This is a genomic window from Aurantiacibacter xanthus, from assembly GCF_003584015.1.
GTDB lineage: Bacteria > Pseudomonadota > Alphaproteobacteria > Sphingomonadales > Sphingomonadaceae > Alteraurantiacibacter > Alteraurantiacibacter xanthus.
In genome coordinates this window covers 43,292-66,776 of the sequence record NZ_QXFM01000135.1, presented here as the reverse complement: position 1 = coordinate 66,776, position 23,485 = coordinate 43,292, and the positions used below count along the sequence as shown (strand labels likewise).

General features: G+C 65.7%; 19 protein-coding genes and 1 tRNA gene. 15 read left to right on the top strand and 5 right to left on the bottom strand.

Annotation, left to right across the window (positions count from 1 at the left end; all coding sequences use genetic code 11):
• Positions 1-19 precede the first annotated feature (19 nt).
• The 7 genes from D2V17_RS17120 to D2V17_RS17090 all read left to right on the top strand — a co-directional run bounded on the left by D2V17_RS17120 (position 20) and on the right by D2V17_RS17090 (position 5,771).
• Positions 20-1,447, top strand: coding sequence for a dihydrolipoyl dehydrogenase family protein (locus D2V17_RS17120; RefSeq protein WP_119594218.1), 1,428 nt, complete (start codon positions 20-22; stop codon positions 1,445-1,447).
• Positions 1,444-2,451: a radical SAM protein gene (locus D2V17_RS17115; RefSeq protein ID WP_119594216.1), complete on the top strand. Its 1,008-nt coding sequence runs from the start codon at positions 1,444-1,446 to the stop codon at positions 2,449-2,451. Before D2V17_RS17120 ends, D2V17_RS17115 begins: the two co-directional genes overlap by 4 nt.
• 38 nt (positions 2,452-2,489) lie before the next feature.
• Positions 2,490-2,915: a DUF2147 domain-containing protein gene (locus tag D2V17_RS17110; protein WP_191229260.1), complete on the top strand. Its 426-nt coding sequence runs from the start codon at positions 2,490-2,492 to the stop codon at positions 2,913-2,915.
• A gap of 66 nt (positions 2,916-2,981) precedes the next feature.
• Positions 2,982-3,055 (top strand) — tRNA-Gln (locus tag D2V17_RS17105).
• Between the two features lie 183 nt (positions 3,056-3,238).
• The gene (locus D2V17_RS17100) at positions 3,239-3,670 is read left to right on the top strand and encodes a hypothetical protein (RefSeq protein WP_119594212.1); all 432 of its coding nucleotides are present in this window, start codon (positions 3,239-3,241) and stop codon (positions 3,668-3,670) included.
• Between the two features lie 102 nt (positions 3,671-3,772).
• Positions 3,773-4,129, top strand: coding sequence for a UrcA family protein (locus D2V17_RS17095; RefSeq protein ID WP_342767856.1), 357 nt, complete (start codon positions 3,773-3,775; stop codon positions 4,127-4,129).
• Between the two features lie 61 nt (positions 4,130-4,190).
• The gene (locus tag D2V17_RS17090) at positions 4,191-5,771 is read left to right on the top strand and encodes a tetratricopeptide repeat-containing sulfotransferase family protein (RefSeq protein ID WP_119594210.1); all 1,581 of its coding nucleotides are present in this window, start codon (positions 4,191-4,193) and stop codon (positions 5,769-5,771) included.
• A 222-nt stretch (positions 5,772-5,993) separates the two neighbouring features.
• Here the strand turns inward: D2V17_RS17090 and D2V17_RS17085 are convergent, their stop codons facing one another.
• The 5 genes from D2V17_RS17085 to D2V17_RS17065 all read right to left on the bottom strand — a co-directional run bounded on the left by D2V17_RS17085 (position 5,994) and on the right by D2V17_RS17065 (position 13,092).
• Positions 5,994-8,417 carry a TonB-dependent receptor gene (locus D2V17_RS17085; protein ID WP_119594208.1) on the bottom strand — a complete coding sequence of 808 codons (2,424 nt, stop codon included), beginning with the start codon at positions 8,415-8,417 and terminating at the stop codon, positions 5,994-5,996.
• Positions 8,418-8,623: 206 nt separating this feature from the next.
• Positions 8,624-9,610 carry a sterol desaturase family protein gene (locus tag D2V17_RS17080; protein ID WP_119594206.1) on the bottom strand — a complete coding sequence of 329 codons (987 nt, stop codon included), beginning with the start codon at positions 9,608-9,610 and terminating at the stop codon, positions 8,624-8,626.
• A 391-nt stretch (positions 9,611-10,001) separates the two neighbouring features.
• A complete protein-coding gene (locus D2V17_RS17075) occupies positions 10,002-10,940 on the bottom strand; it encodes a Vgb family protein (protein WP_119594204.1) in 939 nt (312 codons plus the stop codon).
• Between the two features lie 31 nt (positions 10,941-10,971).
• Positions 10,972-11,976, bottom strand: coding sequence for an MBL fold metallo-hydrolase (locus D2V17_RS17070; RefSeq protein WP_119594202.1), 1,005 nt, complete (start codon positions 11,974-11,976; stop codon positions 10,972-10,974).
• 24 nt (positions 11,977-12,000) lie between these two features.
• On the bottom strand, positions 12,001-13,092 hold the full coding sequence (locus D2V17_RS17065; RefSeq protein WP_119594248.1) for an MBL fold metallo-hydrolase: 1,092 nt from the start codon (positions 13,090-13,092) through the stop codon (positions 12,001-12,003).
• Between the two features lie 204 nt (positions 13,093-13,296).
• Between D2V17_RS17065 and D2V17_RS17060 the strand changes: the two genes are divergently transcribed.
• The 8 genes from D2V17_RS17060 to atzF are packed head-to-tail and all read left to right on the top strand — an operon-like array spanning position 13,297 to position 23,449.
• On the top strand, positions 13,297-14,382 hold the full coding sequence (locus D2V17_RS17060) for a putative urea ABC transporter substrate-binding protein (RefSeq protein ID WP_119594200.1): 1,086 nt from the start codon (positions 13,297-13,299) through the stop codon (positions 14,380-14,382).
• A 42-nt stretch (positions 14,383-14,424) separates the two neighbouring features.
• The gene (locus tag D2V17_RS17055) at positions 14,425-15,240 is read left to right on the top strand and encodes an ABC transporter permease (RefSeq protein WP_119594198.1); all 816 of its coding nucleotides are present in this window, start codon (positions 14,425-14,427) and stop codon (positions 15,238-15,240) included.
• Positions 15,237-16,055: an ABC transporter ATP-binding protein gene (locus D2V17_RS17050; protein WP_119594196.1), complete on the top strand. Its 819-nt coding sequence runs from the start codon at positions 15,237-15,239 to the stop codon at positions 16,053-16,055. The genes D2V17_RS17055 and D2V17_RS17050 overlap by 4 nt, the downstream gene beginning before the upstream one ends.
• 12 nt (positions 16,056-16,067) lie before the next feature.
• The gene (nikR, locus tag D2V17_RS17045) at positions 16,068-16,598 is read left to right on the top strand and encodes a nickel-responsive transcriptional regulator NikR (protein ID WP_119594194.1); all 531 of its coding nucleotides are present in this window, start codon (positions 16,068-16,070) and stop codon (positions 16,596-16,598) included.
• Complete coding sequence (locus D2V17_RS17040; RefSeq protein ID WP_119594192.1) at positions 16,595-17,431, top strand: urea amidolyase associated protein UAAP1; 837 nt, start codon at positions 16,595-16,597, stop codon at positions 17,429-17,431. The genes nikR and D2V17_RS17040 overlap by 4 nt, the downstream gene beginning before the upstream one ends.
• Before the next feature lie 20 nt (positions 17,432-17,451).
• Positions 17,452-18,087: an urea amidolyase associated protein UAAP2 gene (locus tag D2V17_RS17035; RefSeq protein ID WP_119594190.1), complete on the top strand. Its 636-nt coding sequence runs from the start codon at positions 17,452-17,454 to the stop codon at positions 18,085-18,087.
• Positions 18,084-21,686, top strand: a complete 3,603-nt coding sequence (uca, locus tag D2V17_RS17030) for an urea carboxylase (RefSeq protein WP_119594189.1) — start codon at positions 18,084-18,086, stop codon at positions 21,684-21,686. The genes D2V17_RS17035 and uca overlap by 4 nt, the downstream gene beginning before the upstream one ends.
• Positions 21,683-23,449: an allophanate hydrolase gene (gene atzF, locus D2V17_RS17025; protein ID WP_119594187.1), complete on the top strand. Its 1,767-nt coding sequence runs from the start codon at positions 21,683-21,685 to the stop codon at positions 23,447-23,449. The genes uca and atzF overlap by 4 nt, the downstream gene beginning before the upstream one ends.
• Positions 23,450-23,485 lie beyond the last annotated feature (36 nt).

Here is a 23,485-nt window from a genome sequence, read left to right as displayed (position 1 = left end):
GCGCTACACTCATCGCGCAATGCCCTCGCAAACCTATACCCATGACGTGATCGTGATCGGCGCCGGTGCCGCTGGCCTGACGGCGGCTGGCGGCTGCGCGCTGTTCGGCCTCAAGGTCGCGCTGGTCGAGCGCGGAGCCTTCGGCGGCGAGTGCCTGAACAACGGCTGCGTGCCGTCGAAGGCGCTGATCGCGGCGGCTCGGCGGGCCTATGAGGCGAAGCGCGGCGCGCGGTTCGGCGTGAGCGTGGAGGGCGCGCGGGTCGACTGGGCCGGGGTGCGCGAGCATGTCGAGGCGAGCATCGCCACCATCGCCCCGCATGACGATCCCAAGCGGTTCGAGGAGATGGGCTGCGAGGTCTTTCGCGGCGAGGCACGGCTGACGGGCCCGCGCGAGGTCGAGGTGGCGGGGCAACGGCTGGCCGCGCCGCGCATCGTACTGGCGCTCGGCTCGGAACCGGCACTGCCGCCGATAGAGGGGCTGGCCGCAGTGCCCTGTCTCACCAACGAAAACCTGTTCCAGCTCGATCGGTTGCCCGAGCATCTGATCGTGCTCGGCGGCGGCGCGGTGGGGATGGAGATGGCGCAGGCCTTCTGCCGTCTCGGCGCGGCGGTGACGCTGATCGAGCGCGGCGAGATTCTGTCGCGCGACGACCGCGAGTCTGCCGCGATGGCCAAGGCCGCGTTGGAGGCCGACGGGGTGCGCTTCGTCAGCGGCACAGCCGTGCGCGCGACGGGCGGCGAGGGGGCGGTGGCGCTCACGCTTGAGGGCGGCACCGTGATCGAGGGCAGCCATGTGCTGGTCGCCACCGGGCGCAAGGCGCGGGGGCAGGGCATGGGCCTTGAGGAGCTGGGCGTTCAGTTCGGCGCCAACGGCATTGCCGTCGATGATCGCCGCCGCACCAGCCTCAAGCACATCTACGCCATCGGCGATTGCCGCGAGGGGCCGCGCCTTACGCACGTGGCGGGCTACGAGGGCTCGAACGTGGCGCTGGAGATATCGCTCGGCGTGCCGACCAAGGTCGACTGGACGGCGCTGCCCTGGTGCACCTACACCGCGCCCGAGGTGGGGCAGGTCGGCCTCACCGAAGCCGAGGCGCGCGCGAAATTCGGCGACAAGGTGCGGATCGTGCGGGAAGAGTTCTCGCACAACGACCGCGCCGTGACCGAGGGCGCGGTGGAGGGGCAGCTCAAGCTGGTGATGAAGGGCCGCAAGCTGGTCGGCGCCTCTGTCTGCGGCGAGGGGGCGGGCGACATGCTGCTGCCGCTGGCGCAGACGATCAGCGGCAAGGCGGGCACCTTCGCGCTGGGCTCGGCGATCATCGCCTATCCCACGCGCGGCGAGATCACCAAGGCCGGAGCCTTCGCCGCGTGGGAGCCGCTGGTGTTCAGTACGCCGGTCAAGCGCATTGCCCGCGCGCTGGCGGCATTGCGGCGGAGGTTCGGATGACGGTTCGCTCGAAGAGCCGCAGCGCGCCGCAAGGGCCATCGCCGTTCACCTTGCCCGACAAGGTGCCGCTCGCGCCGGGCAAGTTCGCTGATCCGCAAGTCACCGCCAAGGGCGAGACGCGCGCCGTGGTCGCGCCCGAGGCGATGCGCACGATCTGGCTTAACACCGGCACCCTGTGCAACCTTGCCTGCGCCAACTGCTATATCGAAAGCTCGCCCACCAACGACGCGCTGCAATACCTGACGCTGGCCGAGGCCGAGCGCTTCCTCGCCGAGCTTCGCGAGACGACTGACCCGCTGCTGGCCGACCTGCCCGAGATCGGCTTCACCGGCGGCGAGCCGTTCATGAACCCCGACGTCATTCCCATGCTGAGCGCGGCGCTGGAGGTGGGGTTCGCGGCGCTGGTGCTGACCAATGCCATGGCCCCGATGCAGCGCCACAAGGCCGCGCTCGAGGCGCTGCGGGCCAAGCATGGCGACAGGCTCACCCTGCGCGTGAGCATCGACCACTACAGCCAGCCGGTCCACGAGGCCGAGCGCGGTCCGCGCAGCTGGGAGCCGATGCTGGCGGGCCTGACATGGCTGTCGGAGCGCGGCTTTGCGCTGGCCGTGGCGGGCAGGCACCTTGCCGGTGAGAGCGAGGCTGAGGCCCGGCGCGGCTATGCGGCGCTGTTTGCCGAACATGGTATTGCGGTTGATGCGGCGAACCCGGCGGCCCTGGTGCTGTTCCCCGAGATGGACGCCGGGGCCGACGTGCCCGAAATCACCGAAGCCTGCTGGGGCATTCTCGGCCAATCGCCCTCGGCGATGATGTGTGCGACCAGCCGCATGGTCGTGCACCGCAAGGGTGAGGAAGAGGCGCGCGTGGTCGCCTGCACCCTGCTGCCGCAAGATCCGCAATTCGATCTCGGCGCGACGCTCACAGCCGCGCTGCGACCGGTCCTGCTCAACCACCCGCATTGCGCGCGCTTTTGTGTGCTGGGCGGGGCGAGCTGTTCGCAATGATCAGGCACGGTTCATTCTCGCAAGCGCCTGCTATGAGAATGACCGCCCGCAAACTTGCCCTGTTCGCGCCGTTCGCGCTCGCTTTCGCCGCCTCTCCTGCGCTGGCGGTCGACGCCATCGACGGCGTCTATATCGATTCGGGCGGCTATGTGGAGATCACCGTAGCCCCCTGCGGGCAGGCGCGGTGCGGCAAGATCACCCGCATCATCCGCCGCAAACCGGGCGAATCGGACCGCGACGCGCACAACGACAATCCGGCGCTGCGCAACCGCCCGATCCTCGGCCTGACGCTGCTGAGCGGCCTGCAATGGCGCGACGGAGCCTGGCGCGGCGAGGTTTACAACCCCGAGGACGGCGAGACCTACCGCACCGTGGTGCGCGCCGGAGCAGATGGCGCGCTGGAGGTGGAGGGGTGTCTCGGGCCGTTCTGTCGTAAACGAATTTGGCCCGCCAGATCAGGGTGATAGCATTTTGCTGCGCAAATCCTCTTGATTACGCCGAGCGCCCGCGATAGAGGCGCGCCCCTGCGTTGCCCCGTCCTCTAATGGTAAGAGAGCGGACTCTGACTCCGTCAATCAAGGTTCGAATCCTTGCGGGGCATCCAGTTTTTTCTCCCACACCTTCGTTGAAGCCCTCGCCAATCGCGGCGGGGCTGCCGCTGTGCGCCCCATCAAGGCCTTGACCGCGCCAGGCTTTGGCCTAAGCTCGCCATCAGAAAACAAACAAAGTTCGCAGGAATCTCGTCGTATTGCGCTGCCTGTTGGCGTGCGCTGGTTGGAGATTTTACATGATTGCGAAATTTGGCGCTCGTTTTCATCTCAACAGCTCGGCTGCTGCCGCGTTTGTGAAGATATCCTGCGCGACGTTGCTTGCAGCTGGCCTGTTCTCTGCCTCTCCTGCTGCGGCCCACGACCGGCCGACCACGCGGCTCGTTACCTGCGGCGAGCAAAGCTGCCTGCGAATCGAGGGGCACCGCGAAAATGCCGGCACTGTGGTCGCGATCAATGGCGCGCCGATGGAGGTCCACGGGGCGGAAAGCTGGCGGATTACCTTGCCGCTCGCCACGGTCAGGCAGATTGCGGAACAGGGCGCGCGCAGGCTCGAAGTCACGCTGTTGCACCCCGACACCCGCAGCGCGAGCCGCGACTTTGCCCGCCTGCCTATCGGCTTGCTGGGCGATACCACCGATCTTGAGGCGATTCGCGTGACTGCTTCCTGAGCGCGCCCATCTTCGGTCCCCCTCCTTGCATGCCATCGTTCAAAGTCCTAGATGACCGGCGAGCCGACGCAGAGCGGCACCTTACGGACATAGGAGATTACGATGATGAAGGCAGGCCTCATGGCCCTGGCCGCAGTCGCTCTCGCGACGCCGGCTCTGGCAGATACCAATTCCGACACTTCCAACGCCGATCCGTTCACCGCGTCGTCGGCCACGCTGCGCCTCGACGGGCTGGACCTTGCGACGGTCGATGGGCAGCAGCGCCTCGCGATCCGCATGGACGCCGCCGCGCGCTCCGTTTGCGGCGAGGGTCTCGACACCGTGCACTTGCAGGCGGCTGCCGAAGCGCGTGCATGCCGCACCCGCGTCCATGCCCAGATCCGCGATCAGATCGAGACCCGTCTCGCTGCCGCGCGTTCGGACGATGTCGCTCCGGTGCAGCTGGCGCTGAACCGCTGAGTGCCCAAAGCCTCTTCGCCCGCCTCCCAAGGGGGCGGGCCAGAGGCGCCATGGGGCTCGCATGAGCCTCGAAACCAACGCCCGTCAGGCCCTGCAACGGGGTGATCTGGCCGCGGCCTCGGCGGCGGCGAAGGCGCTTGTGCTCGAAGACCAGAGCAAGCCGGTCGGCTATTTCCTGTTGGGGATCGTCGCGGCGGAAGTGGGCGACATGGCGAACGCACTGGCGCTGCTTGAGGCAGCCGTGCAGCGCGGGCCCGAGGCCGAGCATCTGGCGCAACTGGCGCGGGTGTTGAGCCTGCTCCACCGCGAGGGCGATGCCGCGAAGGCAGCGCGCGCGGCCTATGCTCTTGAGCCGCAAGAGGCGATGACGCTCGATACCATCGGCTGCGTCTTCACCCGGCTGGGCGACCATGAGGGCTCGCTCGCGCCGTTCCGGGCGGCGGTGGCCAAGGCGCCTGAAAATCTGGACTATCGCTATAACCTTGCGGCGGCCTGCGGGTTCACCGGCAAGGTTGAGGAGGCGCGGGCGCTCTATGAGGCGGTCCTTGCCGAAGAGCCGGGCAATGCGCGGGTGCACTATGCGCTGGCGCTGCTGGCGCGGCATACGGCGCAGAACAATCACGTAGCCCGGATGCAGGCCGCGCTGGAGCAGGCGAACAGCGCCGATGACCGGCTGCGCATTCGCTACGCTCTGGCCAAGGAACTGGAGGATATCGGCGATCCGCGCTCGTTCACTTACCTCAAGGCCGCCAACGACGAGCACAAGCGCACCATCGGCTACGACTTCGCGCAGGACGAGGCGGTGTTCGATGCGCTGGAACAGCTGTTCGGCAGCGGCGAGGGAGCTCTGTTCACCAGCGAGGGCGAGCGATCCGAAGCGCCGATTTTTGTGATCGGCCTGCCGCGCACGGGCACCACGCTGGTCGACCGGATCCTGTCGTCGCATCCCGAAGTCGGCTCGGCGGGGGAATTGCAGGCCATGCCGGTGGCGGTGAAGCGGCTGGCGCAGACCCGCTCGCGCAAGGTGATCGATGCCGAGACCGTGGCGGCCAGCGCGGCGGTCGATGCGGCGGCCATCGGCAAGGCCTATCTCGCACAGGCCGCGCACCAGCGCCCGCAGGGCTCGGCCCGGTTTATCGACAAGCTGCCCGCCAACTTCCTCTATGCCGGACATATCGCGCGGGCCTTGCCCGAGGCACGGATCGTGTGTTTGCGCCGGCAGCCGATGGACACGATCTGGAGCAATTACAAAAACCTCTTCGCCAGCCACTCGGCCTATTACGGCTATTCCTACGATCTGCTCGACGCAGCCCGCTACTATGCCCGGTTCGACCGGCTGCTGCGCCTGTGGGAGGAGCTGATGCCGGGGCGGGTGCTGCAACTCGGCTACGAGGAGCTGGTGGCCGATCAGGAGGGGCAGACGAGGCGGCTTCTGGCCCATTGCGGGCTTGGCTGGGATCCGGCCTGCTTAGCCTTCCACCAGAACCGCGCGGCGGTGGCCACCCCGAGCGCTGCTCAGGTGCGCCGTCCGCTCAATGCCGAGGCCATCGGCAAGTGGCGCACCCATGCCGAGGCGCTCGAACCCGCGCGGGTATGGCTGGCGGAGCAGGGGATCGATCCTGAAGCAGCCTGGAAGGCCTGAAGTCTGAGGACATTAGCCTGACCCACCATGCTCCCTTCCCCTTGGGGAGGGGCTGGGGGTGGGGGCTCGACGCTGGCGGGCGCGGAACCCCCATCCCAACCTTTCCCCACAGGGGCAGGGCTTGCGAGTCCATCGGACGTCATTCTGCTATTCCTCCAACGCAAACGGGGCGCCTGTCAGTGAAGACAGACGCCCCGCCCGTGAGGAAACTCTGACCTACGCTCAGAACTTCATGCGCGCCTCGATCCCGACCGTGCGCGGATTGAGCACGGCCTGACGATAGTAGCGCAGCAGGATGCCGTCGTTGTAGCCGGTCTGCGACAGATCGTTGGCGGTCGAGACCACCGCGTACTTGTCGAAGATGTTGTTGGCGTAGAGCGAGATGGTGTAGTTCTGCATCTCGTAAGAGATCGAGGCGCGGTGCACGGTGTAGCTCGGGATGACCGTGCCGGAAGCACGATCCCAGCCCAGCCGCGAGACCACGTTGCCGCGATAGGTGGCGGTCCAGTTCAGCACCAGATCGTTGTCGCCGACGGGCAGGGTGTAGATCGCCCCCAGCGAGCCGGAGTGCTTGGCCGAACCGGGCAGACGGTCGCCCGCCAGCGCATCGATCTTGATCGGAGCGCTTGGATAGCTGCCAGCCGGGCTGTTGACCGAGATGATGTCGGGCACGTCTTCGGTCAGATGGGCATCGACGTAGGAGAAGCTGCCCTGAATGCTCAGTTCGGGGATCGGGCGGGCCTGGAAGGTTGCTTCAAAACCTTCCGACAATGCCTTGCCGCCGTTGATCGTGATCCCGGTCACACCATAGGTCGTGGCCGATGCAACCTGAATACCGTCCCAGTCGATGTGGAAATAGGCCAGGTTCAGGTTCAGACGCCGATCGAACAGCTCCAGGCGGGCGCCGATTTCAAGGTTCTTGGTTTCATCGGGGCCATACTGGATTTCGCTCGGCAGTGCGCAGATAAGCTGCGGCCCGTTGTACTGGGTGGGATCGGTCGGTGTGCCTTCGGGGCAGGGCGCGACGCGGTTGGGTCCGCCAATACGATAGCCCTTCGAGAAGGTGCCGTAGATCATCAGCTCGTCGGCAATGTCGAACGAGGTGTTGAGTTTCCAGACCCAGCCATCCTCGCCACCGGTGCCGCCGCTCGCGTTGCGGTCATAAGGGCTGAGCGGCTGGCCGAGCAGCGGCAAGGTTGCGGCGCCGGCGATTTGCGAGGTGTAGTCGAAGTATCGCGCGCCGCCGGTGATTTGCCACTGGGGAATGATCTGGAGGGTGGCTTCACCGAAGATCGCCTTTTCCTTCACCTCGGAACTGATGTAGCTCACATATTCGAAACACGAGGGATTGCCGTCCTGGTCGCACCACGGGTGGTTGGGCGTCATTTCGGCATAGTCGCTCTGATATTCGTCGCGGTTGAAGAACCCGCCGAGCACCCAGTTGACGGGGCCGCCGTGCGTGGAGACGAAACGGACCTCGACATTGTGCTGCTTACGCCGGCGTTCGGACTCGGTGTAGGCTGAGAAGCCCGGATAGTTTTCGTAGCCGTAGTCGAGGTCAAGCAGCAGGTCGGTCACATCGACGCTATCGGTGAACAGGCTCTCGGTATAGGCGGCGGTTGCCACCAGATCGACCACGTCCGCAATGTTGGCGTTGACTTCGACGCTTGCCAGATGAGCGTAGCGGTCGACCGGCTCGGCGTAGCGGCTGGCATTTTCATAAATGCCGGTGCCCATCACACCATTGCTGTTGCTTTGCGACCCTTCGGTTTTGGTCTGCTGGAAGGCATAGGTGAAGTTGAAGCTGATATCGTCGCTCGGGGCCACCAGCAGCTGGTTGCGGGTGGTGACGGTGCGCTCGTAGTTGAGGTTGTCACGGCGATAGAGGTTCGCGTCGTATTCGGCGTCGGTGTAGGTCGGATTGCCAGGCCCGCCCGGCTGCGGGATCGAAATGCCCGGTTCCTGCACCAGCAGCGGATAGTCGATAAAGCCGGGATCGTAGGTGTAGCCCGTCGCCGAACGGAAGGCGATGTGATCGCGCATGATCGGAATGTTGATAACGCCTTCGGCCTTGAAGCCGACATCGTCGCCGTGCGCCTTCATCGAAAGGCCGCCGAGCACCTCGCCTTCGAACTTGTCGAGGTTGGGGCGATTGGGGATGTAGCGGATTGCACCGGCCAGCGTGCCGAGGCCATACAGCGTGCCCTGCGGACCGAGCAGCGTTTCGACGCGCGCAATGTCGATGAACTTGAAGTCATAATACATCGGCACTTCGCCGAGGTAGATGCCCATCGCGTTATCATAGATAGCGCCGCCCGCGCCTACGTCGGAAGCGCGCAGGCCGCGCAGCACGATGGTGCCGGTCGAGCCGGGGCCGGTGTCGGAAATGGTCATGCCGGGGGTGAAATCGGCAATGTCGCGGATGTCCTCGACCTTCTGCCGTGCAAGCTCGTCGCCGGAGAGGGCGCTGATGTTGATCGGCGTATCCATCAGCGTGGTCGCGCGGCGGGTGGCGGTGACGACGATCGCATCGTTGGTGGTTGTGGTGGTCACGTCCTGCGCGAGCGCCGGAGTGGCAGTGGCCGCCGTGCCGGTGATGGCGGTTGCCACCATCAGTTTCAGCTTGATTCTGGAGCATTTTTTCATTGCGCAATCCCTCATGCTTTTGGTTGTGTTCGTCCGGGCTCCGGAGCGCGCCGAAACCTGAAAATCTCAGAATTGAAGAGCAGTGGCGCTGGCCGTTGGTTCTTCCCTTGCCGGAACCTTTGAGGCCGTTGCTTGCCGGTGTTGGTTCGCGGCCTTGTATTCTGGTGGGGTATTCTGGTGGGCTTTTGCTCCCTTGCCTTGCTGGATCAGCCGTCTGCGTCGGCGGTTTTCGCCCGCGCAGCGCTGGCCTTGTCGAGCAGCGGCTGGAACGGGAACATGAATTGCTCGTAGATGCTCAGCCGCTTGCGATCGTCCTGCCCGACCACGGCGGATTCGCCGTCGCGGTAGGTGCCGAAGATGCGGTCGAACACGATCACCGAATTGCCGTAGTTGTAGCGCGTGTCCTCGTAGCTGAGGGCGGTGTGGTGCAGGCTGTGGTTACGGATGGTGGTGAACAGGAAGCCATAGACCAGCGGCGGGTTCGAGCGGACGTTGGCATGGGCGAAGGTCGAGATCACCGTCATCATCGACAGGCCGCAGAAGATCGCGACGATGTCGAAATCGAACAGCGCCACCACCGAGAGGCTGATCAGGAACAGCTCGATGGGGTTGCCGACTGCGCCCTTCATCGCGTTGAGCTGGGTCACATGGTGATGCGGCGCGTGGGTCAGCCACAGCGGCAGCCAGTTGTGCATCCAGCGGTGCATCCAGTACTGGCCGAACTCGATCAGGAACACGACCATGAACGCCTGAACCACCACCGGCAGCGTGAGTATCCACGGGGTCGACAGGCCGAGCCTGTCCTTCACTGAGGCAAGCGGGCCATCGGCGAAGGTCTCGACCAGCCAGCCGATCGCGGTCGCCATCAGGATCACGTAGAACAGGTCGGTGAGGAATTCCTTCCAGGTCAGCCTCCAGCCCGAATGGCGTTCGAGCACGAATTCGAGGCCGAGGATGAAGAAGGTGATCGCGGTGGTCACGACCACGAGGCTCCACTCGTTTGCAGTGATGGAGCGCGGCGCCAGCAGCCAGAAGGCGACCACGGCCAGCAGCGTGGCCAGCGGCACGGCGTTGATCAGCGCGAGCTTGAACTTTTCGGTGAATGTGTCCGAAGATGCCGGAGCATCGGCGTCGAACGCGGCCGCTGTCAGAGTGCCTTCGCCGCCGGTCTGGCCGTTCGTTGCTCGCTGCATAGACAATCTCCAAAAATGGCTGCCAGTCGGCCTCCAGTTGCAGATCCTCCGCTCCGAACAGGTCCGCAGTTCTATGCTGCGATGCGATACAGGCTATAGATATTACCTAATCGGTCAAGAGTATTAATGCTGCTATGCAACATGGGTTGGGATTCCTGCGCATCCGGCCAAAATCCTTGTTATTTCGAGACTCTTGGCGCAGAAAATTCGAGCGTTATTGCCGGATTTTTTCCGGAATGTGTCTGAAGTGTAATCGAGATGCCACAGGTCGGGCCGGGCCGTGCGCGAATCGGTGCGCGCCTCCCCAAATGCCAAGCGGCGACGAGCAATGCTCCCGTGCAGGAGTGCCGCTCATCGCCTTGGCTTTGCTGGGGATTGCGAAGGGCGGTGTTCAGTTGCTGGCCGCAGTCCACCATGTCAGCGAATGGACGTCGTGGGCGCTGGTCCAGATGCCTTCCGGCGTATAGCGCAGCGCGCCGCTGCCTTCGGCGCGGCCGACACGCGCGATCACCTCGGCACTGGCGGCGTCGATCACCACGAAGGTCTGGTCGTCGGTGGTGCGCAGGAACACCTTGCCGTCGCCGGTGTCGATGTCGCCCCACTTGAGGTTATCGCCGACCTTGGTGCGGCCGACCACCGTGCGCGTTTCCGGGTCGATCCGTGCCAGCGTGCCGTCGCCCTGTTCCTGAATCCACACCATGCCTTCGCCCGCGACGAGGAAGCCGGGAGTCTTGCCCAGCTCGATGGTGTCGGTGACGGTGTTGGTCTGCGGGTCGATCCGCTGCATGGTGCCGCCTTCGCCGCTCGCTGCCCACAGTGCGTCGAAGCCATAGGCGAGATAGGTGGTGCCGGCGGCGACCGGGATGCTGGCGATGATGGTGTTGGTTTCCGGGTCGATGCGCGAGATCGTGCCCTTGGCCTGATTTGGCGCCCAGACCGAGCCTGCGCCCGCCACCACGTTCTGCTCGCCGCTCGGCCCGATGCCGGCGGGGATTTTCTCGAGCACCTCTCCGGTGCGCGGGTTCACCCGGTAAAGCTCGCCGCCGTCGCAGTTGCCGACCCACAGCGACTCCGCCGCCATGGCCATCGTGCCGCAGGGGCGCGGCACCGCGACCGAGGTCACCTTGCCCATGGTCGACCACTGCTCGATCCGGCCCTTGTTGGTGGCCCAGACCGTGGCTCCGTCCACCAGCAGGAAATCGGCAAAGTCGGGCACTTCGATCACCTGTTCGGCATATCCGCCGTTCGCCGCGTCGCCATCGGCGGGATCGGCCTCGGCAGCGCTACAGGCACCGAGCAACAAGGCGGCAAGGGCGATGGATGTCTTCATGGGTAAGCTCCTCAAACGAACCGCGCCGGGCTCAGCTGTAGCGGTAGGGGTTGACGTCGATGGTGGTGGTGCCGCGCGTCTGGTTGCACAGGAACACGGTGCCGGTGAAATAGATGCCAGGTTCGGTGATGGTCTTGGCGAATTCGTAGGTTTCGCGCAGTTGCTCGACGGTCATTTGCACGGGCGCTTCGTCGGGTTGCCAGGTCATGCCATAGGGGTAGTCCTGACCGTCCTTGCTGATTTCCACGTGGCAGCCCATCACGTGGGTCACCGGATGGGTGTCGACGAAATCGATCAGCCGACCCATGCTTGCAAACCACGGCTCCCAGAAGCTGATGTAGCAGCGGCCGCGGTAGAACATGTCGCCGGTGTAGAGGATCTGGGTGTAGCTGTCGTAATAGGCGAATTCGGAGATTACGTGGCCGGGCGAGCCCCAGATCAGGATTTCACGCCCGCCGAGATCGAGCGTGACCTGCTCTTCGGGAAAGTTGGTCATGCCCCAGAAGCCGACCATCTCTTCGTGGGTCAGGCCCATATAGCGGGTCTTGGGCCGGTCGGCGAACTGGTTGACGGCGGCATAGTGGTCGGCGTGCAGGTGGCTGAAGGCGACCAGCAGCTCCATATCCGCCGGATCGCGCCCGTTGCGTGCGCACCAGTCGTTGATGCATTCATCCACCACGCCGCGCAGATCCCAGTCGTTGCGCCAGGTGGTAAAGCCCTCGTCCAGCAGCAGCACCCGGTCGTTGCCGAAGTAGAGCGGGGCGAACGGCGCTTCGTAGCTGTAGGCCTTGTTCTGCCGCAGGATCGCGGAATGGGCATTATACCAATGGACCTGAACCGGCGGATCGGTGTTGTCCATCAAGGATTCCGAACCGCATATCCACTTGTCGGGAAAGCTGCCGGGAGCGGGCAGGTTGCTGGTGAAGTCGATCGGCTCGGGGCTGGTGGCGGCCTTTGCCGCGCTGCTGAAGGTGGTCAGCGCCGTCGGCACGGCGACCGCTGCGGCATTGTATGACAGGAAGGTGCGACGATCCATCTGCTTGGGTCTCCTGCGAAAATCTTAGTAGGGCCGGGGCGGATTGATGTCGGGCACGCCCTCTGGCCATTCGCCCGCGCGTGCATCGGGGCTGACCCCGTTGAACAGGACGAAATCGGGCCGGATGAACTTGACCTCGCGCCCCTGCACCGCGCGGGCGCTGGCGAGCGCATCGTCGATCAGGGCAGGCGTCATTTCGAGCACCCGCTCATACGGTTTGTAGGCGGCAAAGCGGGGGTAGTGCTTGCCGGGGACGAACATCATGTCGATGTGCCCGCCGAGGATCCATTGCACCGGATTGGCCGCCGCAAAGCCCTGCAGGCGTTCCAGCGAGGTGATGAAATCACCCTCGTTGCTGATGTTGATGCAGCCGGGAAACAGCAGGTCGCCGGTGAACAGGATGTCGCAATAGGGATCGTAGAAGCTGACCCCGTCCTTGTGCGTGCCGGGCGTGGGGATGACGGTGATTACGCGGTCGCCAAGGTCGATGGTGCCGGTGCCATCGGGCCAGCTCGATGACAGGCCATAGTGCTGCTTCATCACGCCCAGCGGCTTGGGCACCACGGTGGTGTCGGGCCGGTCCATGAACTGCACGAGGCCCTGATTTTGCGCCACGTCCTCGCCACTGGTGAAGGCGATGGTCAGCGGCACTTTCTTGCGCCCGCGCGCATAGGCCCAGCGTTCGATCACCGCATCGACGGTTTCGCGCAAGGGGTAGTAAGCGCCATTGGCGGTAGCGCCGGTGTCGATGAGCAGTGCGCCCTTGTTGCCGAACAGAAGGTGGGTGAAAGGGGCCTGCCAGTCGATGCAGACGTTCTGGCGCATCACGAAGGTATCCTCGTTGTATTGCACCACCTGCACGCGCGGATCGCGGTTCTTGGCCGCGACGTTGCTGCCATAGGTCCAGCGGAACCCCAGCTGGCCGGCAGCGGGGCCCTCGGCATCGTAATTGTGCATGACCGGCTCTGCCGGATGCAGCGGCAGCGCCGAATCCGTGTTGCGCACGCCGGGCGGGTTGTAACCCGCATCGGGGTTGCCGTTCGGATAGCTCCGCGACGTCGCCGATTGCGGATTCCCTGACAGCGCGGGGCTGTAGGTCGGCTGGGACTGCGGCATCGAAAACTCCATGCTTGGGCCGCCGGGTTGGCGGCCGTGCCTGTGCCTTCGATGCATGCCCTCATCCTGCGGAGGGTTCGCGCCCCTCACGTCTGAATGGCCGCGAGCATATGGATATTACGCAAGATGACAATAGTAATAAATTGCGCTGGACATGCCTTGCGTTTGCGGCAATGCTGCGATTGCGAAAAAGGAGTTGTGCCGATGATGAGTGCTGTACGCCGCCTTGGTTCTATCGCGATGATGGCAGGCGCTTTGATGCTGGCCTCGTGCTCCTCGGGGGGCGAAGAGGCGGCCGAACCGAAGACCTCGTTCAAGATCGGCTGGTCGATTTACGCCGGGTGGATGCCCTGGCCCTATGCCGAGCAGGCGGGAATCGTGAAGAAGTGGGCCGACAAGTACGGCATCGAGATCCAGATCGTGCAGGTCAACGACTATGTCGAATCGGTCACCCAATATGCCGCAGGCCAGCTCGACGGTGTGACCGTGGCTAACATGGACGCACTCACCATTCCGGCGGCGCAGGGGCACGATACCACCGCGATCATCGTCGGCGACTATTCCAACGGCAATGATGGCGTGCTGCTCAAGGGCAGCGACCAGCTCTCCGCGATCAAGGGGCGGCAGGTCAATCTGGTCGAGCTTTCGGTGTCGCACTATCTGCTGGCGCGTGCGCTGGAAAAGGAAGGCCTCGCGCTGACCGATGTGCGCACGGTCAACACCGCCGATGCCGATATCGCCAGCGCCTTCACCTCGCCGCAGGTGACCGCGGCGGTGGCGTGGAACCCGCAGCTCACCACCATGATGCAGCAGCCCGATGCGCACCTCGTGTTCAGCTCGAAGGATATCCCCGGCGAGATTCTCGACCTGCTGGTGGTCGACACCAAGGCGGTGGAAGCCAACCCCAATCTGGGCAAGGCGCTGGCCGGCATCTGGTACGAGACGCTGGCGCTGATGGAGCAGCAGAACGAAGCCGGGGCCAAGGCCCGAGCCGCCATGGCCGAACTCGCGGGTACGACACCCGCAATGTTCGACAGCCAGCTGGCGACCACCTTCCTCTATGTCGATCCGAAGGCGGCGGTCGAAGCGACCCGCTCGCCGACGCTGATCGAGAACATGACCCGCGTGCGCGACTTCAGCTTTGCACAGGGCCTGTTCGGGCAGGGCGCCAGCTCCGCCGACGCCATCGGCATGGCGTTCCCCGGCGGCAAGACGCTGGGCGACACCAACAACATCACCCTGCGCTTTGACGACAGCTTCATGCAGATGGCTGCCGATGGTGCGCTCTAAGCCCGCGCTGTTCCGGTTCGGCTCAAGCAAGCAGGAGATTCCATGCGCTGGGTAAACCGCCATGTCAGCCGCAGCCGTTCGGCGATGATGGGCGCCATCCCGATCGTGCTGCTGGTGGTGCTCTACCTCGTGATCGCCGCCGAGCGGCACGCAGCCAACCCCAGCGACAAGATCCTGCCGCTGCCCGGCGCGATGGTCGAGGCGATGTGGGGCCTGCTGTTCGTGCCCGACCAGCTCTCCGGGCGGCTGCTGTTCTGGGCCGATACGCTGGCGAGCCTGCAGCGGCTGTTCCTGGGGCTGGGCATCTCGACGCTGAGCGCCCTGTTGGTGGGGCTGTTGCTCGGCCTGCTGCCGCCGGTCCGGGCGACCTTCGGCACGCTGGTGACAGGCATTGCGGTGATCCCGCCGATTGCGCTGCTGCCGATCCTGTTCATCGCCTTTGGCCTCGGCGAAACGGCCAAGGTGGCGCTGATCGTGATCGGCATCGCGCCGTTCATGATCCGCGACATCGCCGGCCATGTCGCCGCCCTGCCGCGCGAACAGATCCTCAAGGCGCAGACGCTCGGGGCGAGCACCTGGCAGCTGATGATCCGTGTGGCGCTGCCGCAGGTCTTGCCGCGCCTGATCGAGGCGGTGCGGCTGTCGCTCGGCCCGGCCTGGGTGTTCCTGATCTCGGCCGAGGCCATCGCCGCCGATATCGGGCTCGGCTACCGCATCTTCCTCGTCCGCCGCTATCTCGCGATGGACGTGATCCTGCCCTATGTCGCCTGGATCGCGCTGCTGGCCGCAGTGCTCGACATGATCCTCGTCTGGACCAACCGCAAGGCCTTCCCCTGGGCGCATGGAGGCCGCCGATGACCGCGCTGCTGTCGTTCAAGGACGTGTGGGTCGAGTATGGCGACAAGATCGTGCTCGAACGCATCAACCTCACCATCGAGGAGGGGGCCTTCGTATCGGTGATCGGGCCTTCGGGTGCGGGCAAGAGCAGCCTCCTGCGGCTGGCGCTCGGGCAGGAAGCGCCGACGCGCGGCACGATCCTGCTCGACGACATTCCGTTGGCTCCCGAATGCGGGCCGGATCGCGGGGTGGTGTTCCAGCACTATTCGGTGTTCCCGCACCTCACCGCGCTGGGCAATGTGATGTTCGGGCTCGAATGCGCGCAGTCGCCGCTGCTAGCCAAGCTCACCGGAGCAGCCCGGCGGCAGGCGCGCGAAGAGGCTGCGGCCATGCTCGAAGAGGTCGGGCTCAAGGAGGCCATGCATTCCTACCCGGCGCAGATGTCGGGCGGGATGCAGCAGCGACTCGCCATCGCACAGGCACTGATCAAGCGTCCGCGCATCCTGTTGCTCGACGAGCCGTTCGGCGCGCTCGATCCGGGCATCCGCAACGATATGCACCAGCTCATCACCCGGCTCTGGACCGACTACAAGCTGACCGTGATCATGGTCACGCACGATATCGGCGAGGCCTTCAAGCTGGGCACACGGGTGCTCACGCTCGATAAATGGCGGCATGACCCGCACGCCCCGCACCGCTACGGCGCCAAGGTCGTCTACGACATCCCGCTCGAACGCAACAAGCAGGAGAGCCTGTCGCAAGACGATGCCACACAACCCCTGTCGATTGTGCCGGATGACGCCGGTATTACGATTGACAGATTCGATAATAACTGAGAGGACAAAGCCATGTCCACCGAACCTACCAGCCTTGCCCGTCTGAGCATGAGCCTGCCCGCCGAACTGTTCCGCCAGCTTGATGCGATGGTGGAAGAGCGCGGACTGCCTTCGCGCTCGCAACTGATTGCCGAACTGATCCGCCACGCGCTCGTGGCGCACGAGGCGAACGTTCGTCCTGAAGAGACGATAGCGGGAACTATTACATTGGTTTACCGCGGCGATCGTGGCTCGATTCGCCAGCAATTGGCGAAGACGCAGACCGACTATCTGAAGGAGGTCATCTCCTCGCAGCACGTGTTCCTCGAAGAGGACCAGTCGCTCGAGGTGCTGCTGGTGCAGGGCCCGGCGGTGCGCCTGAAAGAGTTGTGCGATGCCTTGCGCAGCATTCGCGGCGTGCACCAGCTGCAGCTCGTCTCGACCACCGCGCTGCTCCCGCCGCTGCACGATCACAGCGAGGATGAGAGCGCCGAAGCGGCGGCCAAGGATGATGCCGAGGTCGTGCCCGTCAAGAAGGGCAAGCGCGGGAGGGCTGCGGCATGAGCGACACGGCAACCAGCCCGCTCGCCAACCCGCTGGCCGCGCGCGACCATGCTCGCGCCATGGCGGGGACGAAGGTCGAGGCCATGCCGATGTTGCCGCCCGAGGCGGACGACCTGCCTGAAGGCGTGTCGGCGGACGATCTGCTGTGGGAAGAGACCGTGGCCGCCGGGGGCTATTCCTCGCGCAAGCTGCCGCGCGGTTCGCGGCTGCGGCTGATCGACCTTGCGGGCGATGCCTGCGCCTCGCTGCTGATCTACAACGCCGAAATGCCGACCGAGCGGCTCAACGTGGCCGACACGGTGAAGGTGCAGTGGAACGCCTATCTCGGTGAGGGCAAGCTGCTGCTCAGCGACATGGGCCGGGTGCTGATGAGCATCACCGACGACAGCGCGGGCACCCACGACGCCTTCTGCGGCACCTCGAACGCCGCCACCAACGCGGCGAAGTATGGTGAGGGCCGCAACAGCGGGGCCTATCCCAACGGGCGCGACCGGCTGCTGTTAGGCTCGTCCAAGCACGGCCTGCTGCGCCGCGATGTCCACCCGTGCGTCAACCTGTTCAAGGGTACGAAAATCGAGCCCGATGGCACGATCACCCCGCAGGTCGGCCCGTTCGCGGGTGGTCGGCAGGTGGTGCTGCGCGCCGAAATGGACGTGATCGTGGTGATCGCCAATTGCCCGCATGTGCTCGACCCGCGCGACAGCTGGAGCGTCACGCCGCTGCGGCTCACCGCCTGGCGCGGGGCGACTACGCCGGCGGGCGATCCCATCCGCCTCGCCACGCCCGAGGGCCTGCGCGCCTTCGAGAACGTCGAAGATTACTACCGCCGCTAAACGGAAAGGTTTGCCCAACGATGACTGCTGACCCGGGAACTGAAGGCCTTTCCGGCACCATAATCCACGACGAACTGGTGCCCGCTCGCGCGCCATGGCTGCACCACGTGGCCAAGGGCCAGACCCTGCGCATCGTCGATGTCGAGGGCAATCAGGCGGTCGACTTCCTGCTCTATTCCGCCGCCGACGATGTCGAGCGCTACAGCGCGCAGGACACCGTCTCGGCGCAGGGCAACCTGTTTCTGCGGCAGGGCAGCGTGCTGCGCTCGAACGAGGGGCGGCCCATGGCGACGATCACCGGCACCTCGGTCGACTATCACGATACCATCGGCGGCGCCTGTTCGTGCGAATCGAACACGCTGCGCTATGGCCACCACACCAAGGCGCAGCATGCCTGTGTCGACAACTTCCTCGAAGCCAACCTCACCGAGGGGCGGGGCAAGCGCGACATGGTGCCCAACATCAACTTCTTCATGAACGTGCCGGTCGAAGCCGATGGCTCGCTGGGCATTGTCGACGGAATTTCCGCGCCCGGCCTCACGGTCGATCTGCGCGCCGAGATGGATATTATCGTGGTCGTTTCGAATTGCCCGCAGATCAACAACCCGTGCAACGCCTTCAACCCCACCCCGGTGCGGATGATCGTCGCAGCATGAGCAAGGGCACGGTTCTGATCGCCAACCGTGGAGCGATCGCCACCCGCATCATCCGCACCGTCCGCCAGATGGGGCTGCGCTCGGTCGCGGTCTATTCGGAAGCTGACGCGGAATCGCTTCACGTGGCGCAGGCCGATGCCGCCGTGTGCATCGGCCCGGCAGCGGCGGCGGAAAGCTATCTCAACGTGCCCGCGATCCTCGCCGCCGCGAAGGAAACCGGCGCGACGATGATCCATCCGGGCTATGGCTTCCTCGCCGAGAACGCCGAATTCGCCGAGGCCTGCGAGGCGGCGGGCATCGCCTTCGTCGGCCCGCGCCCCGAGCATATCCGCGTGTTCGGCCTCAAGCACAGCGCGCGCGCCTTGGCCGAGGAGCACGCGATCCCGCTCGCGCCCGGCACCAACCTCCTCACCGACGAGGACGAGGCGGCGGCGGCGGCGAACGCCATCGGCTATCCGGTCATCCTCAAGGCGACCGCTGGCGGCGGCGGCATCGGCATGCGCATCTGCCAGAGCGAGGCCGAGGTGCGTGACGGCTTTGCTGGGGTCGCACGGCAGGGCGGGGCGAGCTTCGGCGATACGGGTGTGTTCCTCGAACGCTACATCGCGAAGGCGCGCCATATCGAGGTGCAGATCTTTGGCGACGGCGAAGGCCGCGTCATGGCGCTGGGCGAGCGCGACTGCTCGCTGCAACGGCGCAACCAGAAGGTGGTCGAGGAAGCGCCCGCGCCGCTTCTGCCGCAGGCGGTGCGCGAGAACCTGCTGGCGGCGGCAGTGCGGCTGGCCGAGGCGGCCAGCTATCGCTCGGCGGGGACGGTGGAGTTCCTCTACGATGCCGAGCGTGAGGAGTTCTACTTCCTCGAAATGAACACCCGGCTGCAGGTCGAACACGGCGTCACCGAAGAGGTGATGGGGATCGATCTGGTCGAATGGATGCTGCGCGGCGGCACGGGCGACTATGCCTACCTCGACGCCCCCGCGCCCGAGCCCAGGGGCCACGCGGTGCAGGTGCGCGTCTATGCCGAAGATCCGGCGCTCGACTATCGCCCCACCACAGGCACGCTCACCGCGCTGCAATTCCCGGCCAATATCCGCGCCGATACCTGGTGCGAGGCGGGCAGCACGGTCAGCGCCTGGTACGATCCGATGATCGCCAAGCTGATCACCCATGCCGAGAGCCGCGAAGCCGCCATTGCCGCCATGCAGAGCGCGCTGGGCGAAAGCCGGATTGACGGGATCGAGACCAACCTGCGCTGGCTGCGCGATGTCGTGCGCGACGAGCGGTTCGCAAGCGGACAGGTCTACACCCGAATGCTCGACACCGTGGGCTATCACCCGCGCTCGGTCCGCGTGATTTCCGGTGGCACCGCGACCACCGTGCAGGACTGGCCGGGCCGCGAGGGATTGTGGTCGATCGGGGTGCCGCCGTCAGGTCCGATGGACGATAACTCGTTCCGCATGGGCAATCTGGCGCTCGGCAATCCGGAAGGGACGGCGGGGCTCGAAGTCACCTTCACCGGCCCGACGCTCCAGTTCAACGCGCCCGCCACGCTATGCCTGACCGGGGCCGATTTCGGTGCAAAGCTCGATGGCGAGCCGGTGGCGCGCGGCGTGCCCTTCTCGGTTGCCGAGGGGCAGACGCTGGCGCTGGGCCGGGTGAGCGGCGGCGGGATGCGCGGCTATATCCTGTTTGCGGGCGGGCTCGATATCGCGCCCTATCTCGATAGCCATGCGACCTTCGAGCTGGGCCAGTTCGGCGGCCATGCCGCGCGGCGTCTGCTGGCCGGCGATACGCTGCACCTTGGCGGCGCTCCGGTCGATCCGGCGCTGGCCGAGGGTGTGGGCGCGCAGGAGGACTATGGCCAGCGCTGGGAAATCCGCGTGCTGTACGGCCCCCACGGCGCGCCTGACTTCTTCACCGAGGCCGACATCGCCAGCGTGGTCGAGGCCGAGTGGAAGGTGCATTACAACTCCAACCGCACCGGCGTGCGGCTGGTCGGCCCCAAGCCCGAATGGGCGCGCAAGGACGGCGGTGAGGCGGGGCTCCACCCCTCGAACATCCACGACAACCCCTATGCCATCGGTGCGGTCGACTTTACCGGCGATATGCCGATCATTCTCGGGCCGGACGGGCCGTCGCTGGGCGGGTTCGTCTGCCCCTTCGTGGTGATCGCGGCAGACCGGTGGAAGATCGGCCAGCTCGCGCCGGGCAACCGGCTGCGCTTCTTGCCGGTCGATATCGCCACGGCAGAGGCGGCCAACCGCGAGGCGCTCGCTTTCGGCAAGCCCGAGGTGGCGGAGAGCGGCAAGGCCGTGGCCGACCTCTCGCCGGTGCTCGCGCAGACCGAGGCCAGCGGGCACCGTCCGCGCACCGTCTATCGCCAGCAGGGCGACCGCAATATCCTCGTCGAATATGGCCCGATCGTACTCGATCTGGAGCTGCGCATCCGCGTCCACGCGCTGATGACGGTGCTGGAGGCCAAGGCATTGGCGGGCGTGATCGACATCGTGCCCGGTATCCGCTCGTTGCAGCTTCACTTCGATGGCAAGCAACTCGATCAGGCCGCCGCGCTCGCGGCGCTGATGGCGGCGGAAGAGGAGCTGGGCGAACTCGACGATTTCACCATCCCCTCGCGCATCGTCCACCTGCCGCTGAGCTGGCGCGATCCGGCGACGCTCGAAACCATCGAGAAGTACATTGCCGCCGTGCGCAAGGACGCGCCCTGGTGCCCCGACAACATCGAGTTCATCCGCCGCATCAACGGGTTGGAAGACGAGGACGCGGTGCGCTCCGTGGTGTTCGACGCCAGCTATCTGGTGATGGGTCTGGGCGACGTTTACCTCGGCGCGCCGGTCGCCACGCCGGTCGATCCGCGCCACCGGCTGGTGACGACGAAGTACAACCCCGCGCGCACCTGGACCCCGCCCAACGTGGTCGGCATCGGCGGGGCCTATATGTGCATCTACGGGATGGAGGGGCCGGGCGGTTATCAGCTGTTCGGGCGCACCATTCAGGTGTGGAACACCTATCGCCAGACCGACGCCTTCGTCGATGGCAAACCGTGGCTGCTGCGCTTCTTCGACCAGATCCGCTTCTATGAGGTCAGCGCCGAGGAGCTGGAGGAATGGCGGCGCGATTTTCCCGCCGGTCGTCGCAGCATCGAGGTCGAGCAGTCGGAGTTCCGGCTGGCCGACTACCGCCAGTTCCTCGCTGATAACGCGGAGTCCATCGAGGCCTTCCAGCAGCACCGCCAGGCCGCGTTCGACGCCGAACGCGCCGAGTGGGAGCGTAACGGAGAGTTCGACCGTGTGTCCGAACTGGTCGAGGATGCGGAGGGCGCGGTTCTGGACGAGCCGGCGGTCGAGGTGCCCGAGGGCTCCGAGGTGGTGGAGGCTCCGTTTGGCGGCAACGTGTGGAAGCTGCTGGTCAAGCAGGGCGACGCGGTCGAGGCGGGCCAGACCATCGCCGTGATCGAGGCGATGAAGATGGAATGCCCGCTCGAAAGCCCCGCTGCGGGGACCATCTCCGCGCTCTATATCGAGGAGGCGCAGAACATCACCCCCGGCGCGCCGCTGCTGGCGCTGGCGGCTGGCGCATGAGCGCGCTCGAACGCCTGAGCGCGGGGGCTATCGCCGCCAAGGTCAATGCCGGGGAGACCTCGGCGCAGGACGTGATCGCCGACGTGCTCGAACGGCTTGCGCTCTACGACAAGGTCCAGCCGCAAGCATGGATCAGCCGTGCCGAACCTTCCGCGCTGCTGGCGGCGGCGCAGGCGGTCGATGCGCGGATTGCCGCGGGCCAGAGCCTGCCGCTGGCGGGCGTGCCCTTCGCGGTGAAGGACAATATCGACGTCCTCGGCTTCATGACCACCGCCGCCTGTCCGGACTTCGCCTACGATCCCGACGATTCGGCCACGGTGGTGCGCAAGCTGCTGGCGGCGGGGGCGATCTGTGTCGGCAAGACCAACCTCGATCAGTTCGCCACCGGGCTGGTCGGCACGCGCAGCCCTTATGGCATTCCGCGCAACACCTCGAACCTCGCTTACGTAAGCGGCGGATCGAGTTCGGGCTCGGCGGTGGCCGTGGCGGCGGGGCTGGTGGCCTTTGCGCTCGGCACCGATACCGCCGGTTCGGGCCGGGTGCCTGCGGCGTTCAATCACCTCATCGGGCTCAAGCCGAGCAAGGGGCGCTGGAGCACGCAAGGACTGGTCCCGGCCTGCCGCACGCTCGACTGCATCTCGGTGTTCACCGACAAGCTCGACGATGCCGCGCTGGTCGACGAGGTGATTGCCGGGTTCGATCCGGTCGATGCCTATTCCAAGCCACTGGTCGACCGTCCGCTGCCCTCGACGCGTATTGGCGTGCCCATGCGCAATCAGCGCCAGTTCTTCGGCGATGCGCGCTCAGAATACCTCTACGATCAGGCGCTGGAAAAGCTGGCGGGGCAGGGCGAGATCGTCGAGATCGACACCGCTTTTCTCTCCGAAGCGGCGGCCTTGCTCTATTCCGGCCCGTGGGTGGCCGAGCGCACCGCCGCCATCGAGGCGCTGCTCAAAAGCAACCCCGAGGCCATCGACCCCACGGTTCGCACCGTGGTCGCGCCGGGGGAGGACATTTCGGCGGTCGCGTTGTTCAACGGGATCTACCGCCTTGCCGCACTGCAACGGCAGGCCGAGCAGATGTGGGAAGAGGTGGGGATGCTCGCCTTCCCCACCACCGGCACCACCTACCGCGTGAGCGAACTGGCCGCCGCGCCGGTCGCGCTCAACTCGAACCTCGGGGCCTACACCAATTTCGTGAACCTGCTCGACATGGCCGCGCTCGCGCTGCCGGCGGGCCAGCGCGCCAACGGGACCGGCTTCGGCATCACGCTGATCGGCCCGGCGGGCAGCGACCTGGCGCTGGTCGAGGCCGGAAAAACCTATCTCGCCGGAGCGGAGCTGCCTGCTCCGCCGCCGCTCGACATGGAGGGAAAGATGGAAACCGTGAAACTGGCCGTCGTCGGCGCGCACCTCAAGGATATGCCGCTGCACTGGCAGCTGACCTCGCGCGAGGCAAAGTTCGTCTGCGCGACCGAAACCGCGCCCAGCTACCGCCTCTATGCCATGGCCAACAGCGTCCCGCCCAAGCCTGCGCTGGTCTACAGCGAGGATGGCGCGGCCATCGCGGTCGAGGTCTATGAGCTGGATGTCGCCGCCTTCGGCAGCTTCACCGCCGAGGTGCCCGCGCCGCTCGCCATCGGCACCGTCACTCTCGCCGACGGCACCAGCGTAAAGGGATTCGTCGCCGAGCCGCGCGCCACCGATGGAGCGGAGGAAATCACCTCTCTGGGTGGTTGGCGTGCTTATATCGCGCGCGGTTGAGCCGCAATCGTGCGTGGTTGACTCGCAAAAATTGAC